At 70.6% G+C, this 12,084-nt stretch carries 13 protein-coding genes; 7 read left to right on the top strand and 6 right to left on the bottom strand.

Going from position 1 to position 12,084, the window contains the following annotated elements:
* The 3 genes from B378_RS0101295 to B378_RS0101285 all read right to left on the bottom strand — a co-directional run bounded on the left by B378_RS0101295 (position 1) and on the right by B378_RS0101285 (position 1,472).
* Positions 1 to 633, bottom strand: coding sequence for a uracil-DNA glycosylase family protein (locus B378_RS0101295; protein ID WP_017342019.1), 633 nt, complete (start codon positions 631 to 633; stop codon positions 1 to 3).
* Positions 634 to 710: 77 nt separating this feature from the next.
* A complete protein-coding gene (locus B378_RS0101290) occupies positions 711 to 1,289 on the bottom strand; it encodes a DUF99 family protein (protein WP_017342018.1) in 579 nt (192 codons plus the stop codon).
* The gene (locus B378_RS0101285) at positions 1,290 to 1,472 is read right to left on the bottom strand and encodes a DUF5786 family protein (RefSeq protein WP_007995123.1); all 183 of its coding nucleotides are present in this window, start codon (positions 1,470 to 1,472) and stop codon (positions 1,290 to 1,292) included.
* A gap of 132 nt (positions 1,473 to 1,604) precedes the next feature.
* Between B378_RS0101285 and B378_RS0101280 the strand changes: the two genes are divergently transcribed.
* Positions 1,605 to 2,246, top strand: a complete 642-nt coding sequence (locus tag B378_RS0101280; RefSeq protein WP_017342017.1) for an MBL fold metallo-hydrolase — start codon at positions 1,605 to 1,607, stop codon at positions 2,244 to 2,246.
* A 250-nt stretch (positions 2,247 to 2,496) separates the two neighbouring features.
* Here B378_RS0101280 and B378_RS0101275 read toward each other — a convergent pair whose 3' ends face one another.
* Together B378_RS0101275 and B378_RS0101270 are read right to left on the bottom strand one after the other, a co-directional pair.
* Positions 2,497 to 2,646, bottom strand: coding sequence for a 50S ribosomal protein L40e (locus tag B378_RS0101275; protein WP_017342016.1), 150 nt, complete (start codon positions 2,644 to 2,646; stop codon positions 2,497 to 2,499).
* Positions 2,647 to 2,743: 97 nt separating this feature from the next.
* The gene (locus B378_RS0101270; protein WP_006111654.1) at positions 2,744 to 3,013 is read right to left on the bottom strand and encodes a co-chaperone YbbN; all 270 of its coding nucleotides are present in this window, start codon (positions 3,011 to 3,013) and stop codon (positions 2,744 to 2,746) included.
* 152 nt (positions 3,014 to 3,165) lie between these two features.
* Here B378_RS0101270 and B378_RS0101265 point away from each other — a divergent pair, with 152 nt between their 5' ends.
* The 3 genes from B378_RS0101265 to hisE all read left to right on the top strand — a co-directional run bounded on the left by B378_RS0101265 (position 3,166) and on the right by hisE (position 4,385).
* Positions 3,166 to 3,327: a preprotein translocase subunit Sec61beta gene (locus B378_RS0101265; RefSeq protein ID WP_004598786.1), complete on the top strand. Its 162-nt coding sequence runs from the start codon at positions 3,166 to 3,168 to the stop codon at positions 3,325 to 3,327.
* A gap of 120 nt (positions 3,328 to 3,447) precedes the next feature.
* Positions 3,448 to 4,041 carry a pyridoxal 5'-phosphate synthase glutaminase subunit PdxT gene (gene pdxT / locus B378_RS0101260; protein WP_017342015.1) on the top strand — a complete coding sequence of 198 codons (594 nt, stop codon included), beginning with the start codon at positions 3,448 to 3,450 and terminating at the stop codon, positions 4,039 to 4,041.
* Positions 4,038 to 4,385 (top strand): phosphoribosyl-ATP diphosphatase, encoded by a 348-nt coding sequence (gene hisE, locus B378_RS0101255; protein WP_017342014.1) that lies wholly within the window; start codon positions 4,038 to 4,040, stop codon positions 4,383 to 4,385. Before pdxT ends, hisE begins: the two co-directional genes overlap by 4 nt.
* Positions 4,386 to 4,391: 6 nt before the next feature.
* On the opposite strand, the gene B378_RS0101250 is transcribed toward hisE, so the two are convergent.
* A complete protein-coding gene (locus tag B378_RS0101250; protein ID WP_017342013.1) occupies positions 4,392 to 4,790 on the bottom strand; it encodes a hypothetical protein in 399 nt (132 codons plus the stop codon).
* A 635-nt stretch (positions 4,791 to 5,425) separates the two neighbouring features.
* Between B378_RS0101250 and B378_RS0101245 the strand changes: the two genes are divergently transcribed.
* From B378_RS0101245 to kynU, 3 genes are all read left to right on the top strand, one after another.
* Positions 5,426 to 7,726 (top strand): hypothetical protein, encoded by a 2,301-nt coding sequence (locus B378_RS0101245; RefSeq protein ID WP_017342012.1) that lies wholly within the window; start codon positions 5,426 to 5,428, stop codon positions 7,724 to 7,726.
* Between the two features lie 105 nt (positions 7,727 to 7,831).
* Positions 7,832 to 10,564 (top strand): leucine--tRNA ligase, encoded by a 2,733-nt coding sequence (leuS, locus tag B378_RS0101240; RefSeq protein ID WP_017342011.1) that lies wholly within the window; start codon positions 7,832 to 7,834, stop codon positions 10,562 to 10,564.
* Between the two features lie 70 nt (positions 10,565 to 10,634).
* Entirely contained in the window at positions 10,635 to 12,041 is a 1,407-nt protein-coding gene (gene kynU, locus B378_RS0101235; RefSeq protein WP_017342010.1) for a kynureninase, read from the top strand.
* Positions 12,042 to 12,084: the final 43 nt, after the last annotated feature.

Genomic DNA, 12,084 nt, shown 5'->3' with positions numbered 1-12,084 from the left:
TCAGAACTCGCCGAGCCGCGACTGGCCGTCCCCGCCGTCTCCGCTCCGTTCTCCGACGCCGCTCAGCTCGGCCGCCCGCGCGATCGTCTCGAAGAAGCCGTCGCGCTGGCTCCGGTCGTACAGCGTCGCCGCCGGGTGGACAGAGAGGAGGACGCGCCGCGACTCGCCCGCGATCCGCGCGTCGACCACGTCGCCCGACTCGGAAGTGATCGCCACCGAGCGGTCGAGGAGGTGTTCGCTCGGGACTTTCCCGAGCGTCACGATCAGCTCGGGGTTGAGCCGGTCGATCTCCGTTTCGAGGTAGCCGCGACAGTTCGCCAGCTCCTCGGTCGTCGGGTCGCGGTTGTCGGGGGGCCGGCACCGCACGCAGTTCGTGATCCGCACGTCGGCGCGGGCGAGCCCCGCGTCCCGCAGGGCCTCGTCGAGCACGTCGCCCGAGCGCCCGACGAACGGCTCGCCCTCCTCGTCCTCGGTGGCGCCCGGCCCCTCGCCGACGAACAGCAGGTCCGCGTCGGTGGGGCCGACCCCGTCGACGATCCGGCTCCGCGACGCGACCAGTTCCGGGCAGCGCTCGCAGCCGGGAACGCACAGGTCCTCGTCGAGCGCGGCGCCGTCGCCGCCGTGTTCGCTCATACAGGCGTTGCGGGCGCGGTCGTCTAAGTAGCGTCGGTCGGTCCGAGCGCGTCCGCCGGCCGAACCCCGCGGACGCGTCACTCGGTCGCCGCCTCGCGGTGCGCGCTCGCGGCGAGCCCTGCGATCCGGAGCGGCTCGCAGCGCCGCTCGCCGTCGCGGGTGAGCCCTCGGATCGCCGCGGCCGCCTCGTCGGAATCGACGCCGACCGCGCGGACGAAGCGGGGGTCGTCGGAGTCCGGCGCGTCGTCGTCCGCGGCGTCGACCGGAACCCGCGGCGGCAGCGACCGGTACGTCGCGAGGCGGTCGGCGAGCGCGTCGCCGTCGAACGCGTCGCGCAGGGCCGGTTCGAGCCCGGGGCTCGCCTCGTAGCTCACGGCGTAGACCGGGCGGTCGAGCGCCTCGCGGAGCCGGTCGAGGTCGAGGAGGTTGAACCACGCCGGCGCGACGCCCGCGCAGGCGACGTGGCGGACGTCCTCGCGGTCGAGCGCGCGCCAGCAGTCGATAACGGCGTCGGTGGCGTCGGTCCCGCCGACGGTACAGGTCGCGAACGCGAAGCCGTCCGGCGTCCCGTCGGCGCGGATGACGACGCCGGCCGCGTGGCTCGCGTCGCGGGCGTCAGAGAAGGCGATGCCGAGCGTGCGGCTCGGCGGCGTCACTCACGCGTCCTCGGACTTGATCTCTTGGAGCCGGTCGAGAAGCTCGTCGTTCGAGGCGCCGGGCTCGTAGTCGACGGACCCCTGGTGGGTTTCCTGGGCAGCCCGGACACCGTCGTCGTCGTCGAAGTCCGCGTCCAGGTCCTGATTCTCCTGTTCGGACTCGTCGTAGCTGCCGAAGCCCATATGTGTGTGTGACTAACAGGGCGCGACTGATAAATCCACGGCCGCCACCGGGTCCGAGCGCCGCCGAGAGCCGGGCGGGCGCAGGCGCGACCGCGGCTGTACCCTTTTGTCGCTCCGCGAGCGAGTACGGGCATGGAGCCGATCACCGTCACCGCGGACGCGGAGGAGTTCACCTGCAACGCGTACCTCGTCGTCGGGGACGCGACGACGCTCGTCGACGCGGGAACGATGCCCGGCGTGGACGAGGTCATCGCCGACGCGCTCGACGACGCCGGCGTCGACGGCCTTGACCGCCTCGTCGTGACCCACCAGCACCACGACCACGTGGGCGAGCTCGACGCCGTGGTCGACCGCTTCGACCCCCGAGTGTTCGCGTACGCCGACCATCCGCGCCGCGACGTCGCGCTCGAAGACGGCGACGAGATACTCGTTGGCAGCGAGGCCTGCGAGGTCGTCCACACGCCGGGGCACGCCGACGACCACGTCTCGCTCGTCGGCGAGGAGCGGCTCTACTCCGGCGACGTCGTCGTCTACAACGACGGTGCCTTCGACGACGGCTCGTTCGGCCGCACCGACATGGCCGGCCAGTCGCGCGAGCGCCTGATCGAGAGCCTTCACGAGATTCTCGACCGCATGCCTGACACCAGGGAAGCCATGTTCCCCGGCCACGGCGACGTCTACCGCGCCGCCGACGGGCCGGACACCGTCCGCGAGGTGATCGAGCGCGCGACGGAGCGCGCCGAGCGCCGCGAGCCGAAGTATCCCGACGAGTGAGCGGGAGTCCTATTTAAAAAAAAAACGAGCGGCGACAAGACCGACCGCCCACGTCGGCGCGTGCCGACGAGCGCCCGCAGGGCGCGAGTCGCACGCGCGAGGGAGTCGCGAGCGCTTTTAAGCGCGAGCGACGAGGCTGGGGAGGCGTGAGGCCCACGCGCGGCTGGCCGTCGAAGCGAGCCACACGCGCGGCTGGCCGGCAAAGAGAGAATTCGCGAGAAGGGCCGAACCCGGCCCGGAACCGACCGGATTACGCGGCGCGGCGCTCGGTCGCCTTCGGGCGGAGGTTGGTGTAGCCGCACTTGCGGCAGCGCTCGGCCTCGGAGGCGTTGCGGGCGTTACAGCGCATACAGATCTGTCGGTCGAGCATGCGACGTTCGGCGGCGTCGAAACTGGCCATACGACTACTGGACGGGCGGTGCTGTAAAAGGTTGCGAGACGCCGCGGCGACCGCGGGAAGAACGGGTGCGAGCGAGAGCTCGCGTCAGGCGTCCGCTTTAGGCGCCCGCTTCCGAGAGGGCGGCCTCGATGTCCTCGCGCTGCGTGACGCCGACGAAGCGGTCGACGACGCCGTCGTCGTTCTCGACGATGAGCGTCGGGAGCGAGCGGACCTGGTACTGGTTCGCGACGTCCTGCTCCTCGTCGACGTCGACCTTCTGGAGCTCGAACGCGTCGCCGAGGTCCTCCTGAATCTCTTCCAAGATGGGGTCTTGGGTCTTACACGGGCCGCACCACTCGGCGTGGAAATCCAGCAGTCGAACGGTCATAGTCGGCGTCAACTATCGCCGGCCCGCGCATAAGGGTTTCCCACTCGTGTGTGCGCGCGGTCATCGCGGTCCACCAACGGCGCGTCAAAGGCGGTCGTTACGCGCGAGCGGCGAGCGAAACGTTTAGAACCCGGCGCCGCCCAGAACCGGGCATGAGTGGTTCCAACTCCGGCGGGCTGATGTCCAGCGCGGGACTGGTCCGCTACTTCGAGAACGAGGACCGGAACGCCATCGCGATCGACCCCAAGACGGTCGTCGCGTTCTGCGTCCTCTTCGGCGTGTTCGTCCAGATTCTGTCGCTGACCGTCGCGTAGGCGCTCGACGCGCCGCCCTCGTTTTGCCGACGCGCAACCGCCCTTTTAGCGACGCATCGGCCGTGACCCGACCGACCGCGTAGCGCGCCCTTTTTCCACGCGCCCGCCCCACCGATCCGTATGAAAGCAGGCGTCATCGCCGTTCAGGGCGACGTGGCCGAACACGCCGCCGCCGTCCGCAACGCCGCGGCCGCCCACGACGAGTCCGCCGAGGTCGTCGAGGTCCGGGACGCGGGGATCGTCCCCGACTGCGACGTCCTCCTCATGCCGGGCGGGGAGTCGACCACCATCTCGCGGCTGATCCACCGCGAGGGGATCGCCCCCGAGATCGAGGCACACGCCGCGAGCGGAAAGCCCGTCCTCGCGACCTGTGCCGGGCTCATCGTCTGCTCGACCGACGCGAAGGACGAGCGGGTCGAGCCGCTGGGGCTGGTCGACGTCTCCGTCGACCGCAACGCGTTCGGGCGACAGAAGGACTCCTTCGAGGCGAAGGTCCCGGTCGCCGGGCTCGACGACCCCTTCCACGCCGTGTTCATCCGCGCGCCCGCCATCGACGACGTGGGCGCGGGCGTGGAGACGCTCGCGACGGTCGACGGGCGTCCGGTCGCGGTGCGTGACGGCCCGGTCGTCGCCACCGCGTTCCACCCGGAGCTCACCGACGACCCGCGGATCCACGACCTCGCCTTCTTCCCCGAGCGGGAGGTGGTCGCGTGAGCGAGCCGACTGAGGGCGACGGTCCGGGTCTCGAACCCGACGAGGACCCGAACATCCCGTCCGAGGCCGTCCTCGACGAGCTGTTCGCCACCATCGAATCGCGGAAGGAAGAGCTCCCGGAGGGGTCGTACACGGCCTCCCTCTTCACCCACGAGAAGGGCGAGAACGCCGTCTTAGAGAAGATCGGCGAGGAGACGACGGAGGCGATCCTCGCGGCGAAGGACGACGACCGCGAGGAGCTCACCTACGAGAGCGCCGACCTCGTCTACCATCTGCTCGTGTTATTCGCGATGAAGGACCTCGACGTCGACGACCTCCGCGAGGAGCTTCGGGACCGTTTTTAAACTCCCTCAGCGCTCGCGTTCGAGTTCGCGGTCGATGTCGTCGACCTCCTCGGTCTCCAGCTCCTCGCCGATGCGGCGCTCGAACTCCGCCTCGCTGATCTGCCCCTCGACGTACTGCTGGCGGAGTCGGTCCTGTCGGCTGGTCCCGGTGTCGGCCGAGGTCGACGACGACCCGATCGAGTCGAGCGAACCGGAACCCGTCGAGCCCCCGTCGTCACCGAGGAGCCACGAGCCGGCTTTATAAGCGACGTAGACGATTCCGGCGAGGACTGCCAGGGAGACGATCCCGGAGACGATCGCCGACACGAGCCCCAGGATCGCCGAAACCACGCTCACGACGATGCTGACCCCGATCAACACCGCGATCGCGATCGCCGCGTAGTAGAGGGCCTGCTTCCCGTCCATGCCCCCGAGTCGGGCTGCCGGCCGCAAATACCTTCTCCCCGGATCCGCCGCGACCCGATTCGGGAGCGGTCGTCGTCAGAACGATCGGTCGCTACAGGGGCCGCTTTGACCGATTTTGGGAGTGGGTGTAGTACGTCGCGGGTGAGGCCATTTATGACGCGGATAGCGGTGTTGCTGTCGGCTGTTTATAAATGATCGACGCTGCTGAGATGGCGATCTCCAAAGCCCCAGTCGCGAGGCGGGCGCACGCTCGCTGTGCTCCTCACTCGGTCGCTACCGCTCCCTCGTTGCGGTGCTTACGTCGCCTGCGGCCGCCTCGCGACTGCCCCTTTGAGTCCCTCCCGCACCGCTCAGCACCGGAGCCTCACACCTCCCCAGCCTCGCGGTTCGCGCTCTCTGAGCGCTCACCGCGTCCCTCGCGGGCTGGCTCGCGGCCGCCGGTGGCGGCCGCTCGCAGGCGCGCCACCGCCTGCGATTTATAAGCGATCGTAGCCGTCGCTCACGGCTATTTAAATACCACACTGCGGCCGCCGATCTGCGATACTCACTCCCGCTATGAGACGTGACAGACGAGCGGATCGAACGGCGCGCAGGCGGCAGAAGGGTTATTCCTCCGGCTCTCATCGCCACAGAGGATGGATCGGGCACCCGACAAGCGCGACGGCGAGAACGAGACCGATCCGGACGACGCGTTCGGCGGAGCGAGCGCGAACCGCGTCGACCGCCCGACTCGCGTCGACCGTCGGACGGTCCTCGGGGCGCTCGCGGGCGCCGGGAGCGCCGCGGTCGCCGGCTGCTCCGGCTCGGAACCGGACGACGCCGCGACGAGCGACCTCGACCCGGACCGGCTCGACGAGCTCGCGGCGCGGTTCGCGCCGACGCTGTACTTCGACGCCGCGGAGCCGTGGTTCCCGACCGACCCGCGCCCGTACACCGTCGAGGAGGACGGTGAGACGGTCGTCGACGGCTTCGCGGCGTTCGACGGCTACCACGAGCGGTACGACGAGGCGGGCGAGCCGCCGAACCCGACGGTGTTCTACAACGGGATGCGCTACGAGGACTCCCCGCTCGCGGTCGTCCAGTTCTGGTTCTACTCGGCGTTCGACCAGTTCACCGCGAACTTCCACTGGCACGACTGGGAGGTACTCCACGTGTTCGTCGACCTCGACACGGGCGACCCCCAGCTGTACGTCGCCAGCTCGCACTCCCGGAGCGTCCCGAACAACGAGTTCCTCGACCCGGACCCGGACGTCGTCCCGCGGATCTTACCCGAACTCGGCTCCCACTCCAGCACGCTCTCGGTCAACGAACAGGCGGACACCTTCCAGCGCGTCGGCGAGGAGGGGCTCCTCGCGGACATCACGAACACGACGATCGACACGGTCGAGGACCTCCTCGGGATCCCGATCGCCTACGGGCTCCCGCGCGACGAGGGCGCCCGGCTCCCCTTCGTCGTCCCCGAGTACGAGGGCGAACCGATCTACGACCACCCCGACCTCCCCTCGGTCACCGAGGAGTCGCTGGTCGACGGCGCCCTCACGATCCGCTCGCTCGACGCGCTGCGGTCGCCGCCGACCGACCTCCCGCTCCGGGAGACCGGGATCGCCTACCGGTACGGCGACCGGGAGGACCCGATCGCGGACGAGACCGCGGACGAGGTCGTCGAGTACGACCTCGTCGAGAGCGCCGAACTGGAGGAGATCGCGGCGTTCACCGGCCCGCAGCTCAGCTTCGAGTTCGCGGTCCCACAGGCGGTCGAGGACGCCGTCGCGAGCCACATCACGACCACCGGCGTCCCGTGGGAGCAGCCCCGCTACGAGAACCCCGCGCTCGACGTCACCGCCGGGAACCACCGCTCCGAGCTGGCGGCCCGGTACGACGCGATCGCCGAGGACCCGTCGTTCGGCGACGGCGCCGCCGAGTCGCTCGACGCCGTCGTCGCGCGCGTCACGCAGGCGACCGAGACCGACGAGGCGCCCGACGGCGAGGGGCTGACGACGACCGACGCGGGCGTCGAGTCGTTCGTCCTGATCGAGAGCGACCCCGAGGCGGTCCCGACGTTCGCCGGCGGCGTCGCGGTCGCGAACGGCGTTCCAGAGGGCGACCACCGGCTCACGGTGAACGGCGCCGGGCGGACCCCACACAGCGAGACCCTGACCGTCTCGGCGGACGAGCCGGTGACGATGGCCGGCGCCGACGGCGAGATCCCGCTCGTCGCCCGCGAGAACGCGCGGAAGGTGGAGCTGTCGGACGCGGAGAGCGACGTCGACCTGACCCGGACCGCGGTCGAGGACGACTTCGCCGGGCGGATCTACGACTCCGCGATCGACGGCAGCGACGCGGTCTACGTCCACGCCGGGGGCGCGTACACGACCGAGGTCCGCGACGCCGACGACGAGGTCGGCGCGTACCGCGTCAACCCGGACCCGGCGGCCTCCGGCAGCGACGACGGAGACGACTCCGGCGAGACCGAGGACCCGATCCGGATCGAGCGCCCCGAGACGGGCGCGGCCCCGCTCGCCGGCTACGTCGCCGACGTGGCCGAGGAGACGCGCGCAGCGGTCGCGGCCGCAGCGGCGGAGGACGACGGCGACGGGAGCGACGACGGCGACGATGACGACGACTCCGGCGGCGGAAGCGGGGCGGGCGGCGGAGGCGGCTCCGGCGGCGGGCCGTCGAACGCGGTCAACGGGCTCGAACGGGCGCTGGCCGCCGCGGTCGACCAAGCGGAGCGGGCCGAGGAGCGCGCCCGCGAGGGCGACCGCGAGGGCACGAATCGACAGCTGGCGAACGTGCTCGACCGGATCGCGCGGATCGAAGAGCGGCTCGCGGCCGCGCGGGCCGGGCTCCCGCCCGGGCTCGCGAACGCGACCGGAAAGCGGATCGAACAGGCGACCAAGCGCGTCGAGCAGGCGCGGAACGCGGAGAAGCTGTAGGCGACAGCGGACTCGACGCCGTTACGGCCCGCGGGGCCGCGTGTCACGGCCCACCACTGGATGGAAAGCTATACGACGCCGAGCCGACCACGGATATATAAGCAGATGTCTCAGGAGGGATACGACCACGCGACGGTCGAGGAACGCTGGCAGGAGGCGTGGGACGACGCTGACGTCTACCACGTCCCGGACGAGGCCTCGGACCCGACGTACGTCCTCGGGATGTACCCGTACCCGTCCGGGAAGCTCCACATGGGCCACGTCCGCAACTACACCATCACGGACGCGTACGCCCGCTACCGCCGGATGCGCGGCGACGACGTGCTCCACCCGATGGGGTGGGACGCGTTCGGGCTGCCGGCCGAGAACGCCGCAAAGGAGCGCGACACCAACCCCCGCGACTGGACGTTCGACTGCATCGACACGATGAAGGGACAGATGAAGTCGATGGGGTTCGGCTACGACTGGGACCGCGAGGTCACCACCTGTACCCCCGAGTACTACCAGTGGAACCAGTGGCTGTTCCGCCGCTTCCACCAGGCCGGCCTCGTGGAGCGCCGCGACGCCGAGGTGAACTGGTGTCCCTCCTGCGAGACCGTCCTCGCCGACGAACAGGTCGAGGGCGACGCGGAGCTGTGTTGGCGCTGTGACACGCCGGTCGAGACCCGCGAACTCGACCAGTGGTTCCTGAAGATAACCGAGTACGCCGACGAGCTGCTGGAGGCCATCGACGAGCTGGAGGGGTGGCCGAACTCGGTCCGACAGATGCAGCGCAACTGGATCGGGCGACAGCACGGCAGCGAAGTCGACTTCGAGATCGGCGAGGCGCGGAGCGCCTCGGACGGACGCGGCGAGGGGACCGAGCCGCGGGAGTACGGACCCGTCACCGCGTTCACGACCCGGATCGACACCGTCCACGGGGCGACGTTCTTCGCGCTCGCGCCGGACCATCCGATAAGCGAGGAGCTGGCCGCCGAGGACGACGACGTTCGGCGGTTCATCGAGGAGGAAGCCGATCCCGAGGGCGACGAGCCGAACGGCGTCGCGACCGACCTCACCGCCACCAACCCCGCCACGGGCGAGGAGATCCCTGTCTACGTCGCCGACTTCGTCCTCTCGGACGTGGGGACCGGCGCGCTGATGGCGGTGCCCGGCCACGACGAGCGGGACCACGCGTTCGCGGAGAAGATGGGTGTCGACATCGAGCCCGTCGTCGCACCGGAACCGGACGATTGGGACGGCGAAACGGTCCCGGAGCCCCCCGACGTGAGGGAGGCGGCGTTCACCGACGACGGAGTCCTCATTAACTCCGGCGAGTACAGCGGCCTTGACAGCGAGACGGCCCGCGAGCGACTCACCGAAGACATCGAGAGCGCGGCGGAGAGCACCCAGTACCAGCTGCGCGACTGGGGGATCTCCCGGCAGCGCTACTGGGGGACGCCGATCCCGATGGTCCACTGCGACGACTGCGGCGCCGTGCCGGTGCCCGACGAGGACCTGCCCGTCGAGCTGCCGGCGTTCATCAACACGACGGGGAACCCGCTGGACGCCGCCGACGAGTGGCAGGAGACGACCTGTCCGGAGTGCGGCGGGCCCGCGACCCGCGAGACCGACACGATGGACACGTTCGTCGACTCCTCGTGGTACTTCCTGCGGTACGTCTCGCCGGACATGGAAGAGGCCCCGTTCGACCTCGACCGCGCGAACGACTGGATGCCGGTCGACCAGTACGTCGGCGGCATCGAGCACGCCGTGATGCACCTGCTGTACTCCCGGTTCTTCACGAAGGTACTGGCCGACGAGGAGGAGTTAGAGCACCGCGAGCCGTTCACGAACCTGCTGGCGCAGGGGATGGTCCAGCTGGAGGGCGAGAAGATGTCCAAATCGAAGGGGAACGTCGTCTCGCCGCAGCGCATCGTCGACGAGTACGGCGCCGACACGGCGCGGCTGTTCATGATGCAGGCCGCCCAGCCCGAGCGCGACTTCGACTGGTCCGAGGAGGGCGTCAGGTCAACCCACCGGTTCCTGACCCGCCTCAACGACCTCGTCGAGGCGTACGCGGCGGGCGAGGTGGCGCTCGACAGCGACGGCGACGCCGAGGCCGCCGACCGCGGCGAGATCGACGACTACGTCGCCGACGAGACGGACGCCGCGGTCGCCATCGCGGGCGCGGAGTACGACGACCTCACCTTCAACGTCGCGCTCCGCGAGGCGCAGGACCTCGTGGGGACGCTTCGGAGCTACCGCGAGTACGCCGACCCGCACCCGGCCGTCTTCGAGCGCGGCGTCGACGTCGCGGTCCGCCTGCTCGCGCCGGTCGCGCCCCACCTCGCCGAGGAGCTGTGGGAGACGCTCGGCCGCGACGGGTTCGTCGCCGAGGCCGACTGGCCGACGGCGAGCGTCGACCGCGACACCGTCGAGCGCCGGCGCCGGCTGGTCGCGAACACCCGCGAGGACGTGCGCGACATCGTCGAGGTCGCCGGCATCGACGACCCCGAGCGGATCGACGTCGTCGTCGCGCCCGACTGGAAGTACGACGCGCTGTCGATCGCGATCGATAGCGACGCAGACAACCTCATCTCCGAGCTGATGGGCGAGAGCCACATCCGCGAGCAGGGCGACGCCGCCGCGTCGTACGGGCAAGACCTCCAGGCGAACCGCGAAGCGTTACAGGAGACCCTCGGCGGCGATGCCGAGTACGACGCCCTGCGGGCGGCCGCGTGGCTGATAGAGCGTGAGTTCGACGCGCCGGTCCGCGTCGAGCGCGCCGCCGACGCCGACGAGAGCGTCGTCAGCAAGGCGGAGCCGGGCCGCCCCGCCATCGACATCGTCGAGTAACGCTCGGTCGGCTCTTTTAACCGCCGCCCGGCCCCGGAAACGCTTAGTCGCCGGCGCGGCGCCCTCGTGTATGGACGACCCGTACTCCCCCGCGCGGGACGCGCTCGCGGGCGAGGGGCTCGGCGACGAGGAGAGTTCCGACCCCGCGGTCCTCGCCGCGCGCCTCGACGACGCCGACCCGCTCTCGGAGTTCGCGGACCGGTACCACGTTCCGGACGACGCCCTCTACATGGACGGCAACTCGCTCGGCCCCGCGAGCGACACCGCCCTCGCGAGCCTCGACCGCGTGGTCGACGAGTGGCGCGACCTGCTGATCTCGGGGTGGACCGACGCCGAGCCGCCGTGGTTCGAGGTCGCCGAGCGGCTCGGCGACGCGCTCGCGCCGCTGGTGGGTGCCGAGTCCGACGAAGTCGTCGTCGGCAACTCGATCACGGTGAACATCCACACGCTCGTCGGCACCTTCCTCGACGAGTTGTTGGCCGGGAACGGGCCGGAGCGGGAGGGGTTCGCGGCCGCGGACGGCGAGTGGGCGCCGAGCGGCGACCCCGACACCGACCCCGCCGTCCTCGTCAACGAGCTCGACTTCCCCTCAGACCACTACGCGATCCGGGCGCAGCTCCGTCAGCGCGGGATCGACCCCGACGAGAAGCTCCGCGTCGTTCCGAGCCGCGACGGGCGCACGATCGACCCCCGCGACGTCGAGGCCGCGCTGGCGGCCCACGACGATATCGGGATCGTCTGGATGCCGACCGCGCTGTACCGCTCGGGCCAGCTGTTCGACGTCGAGCGGATCGCGGCGGCCGCCCACGAGGCGGGCGCGTACGCCGGCTTCGACGCGGCCCACTCCGCGGGCGCCGTCCCGCACGAGTTCGACGAGGCGGGCGTCGACTTCGCGGTCTGGTGCACGTACAAGTACCTCAACGCCGGCCCCGGGTCGATCGGCGCGCTGTTCGTCGCGGAGCGGCACCACGGGCTCACGCCCGCGCTGGCGGGCTGGTGGGGCCACGAGAAGGCGACGCAGTTCGAGATGAACATGACCTACACGCCGGCCGACTCCGCGGGCGCGTGGCAGATCGGCACGCCGCCGCTGCTGGCGGCCGCGCCCCTCGAAGGCTCCCTAGAACTCCTGCGGGAGGCCGGGATCGAGCGCCTGCGCGAGAAGTCGCTCGCCCTCACGGACTTCCTCATCGCGCTCGTCGACGACCGGCTCCCCGAGGTCGCTGTCGGGACCCCCCGCGATCACGCGTCCCGTGGCGGCCACGTCGCACTCGAACACCCGGACGCGGAGCGGCTGAGCGAGGCGCTCAAAGACCGGGGCGTCGTCGTCGACTTCCGCCCGCCCAACGTGGTCCGCGTCTGTCCCGCCGCGCCGTACACCTCCTTTGCCGACGTGCTGGAAGTCGTCGACGAGATCGAGGCGATCCTCGACAGCGGCGCGCACGAGAAGTACGCGACGAACGAGGGGGGCGTGACGTAGCGGGGGCGAGACCCCCGGATCGGAATCGATTATATATCGGCTG

The organism is Halorubrum sp. T3 (assembly GCF_000296615.1).
Lineage (GTDB): Archaea > Halobacteriota > Halobacteria > Halobacteriales > Haloferacaceae > Halorubrum > Halorubrum ruber.
The sequence above is the reverse complement of the archived record's forward strand: the minus strand, read 5'-3'. Positions and strand labels throughout refer to the sequence as shown.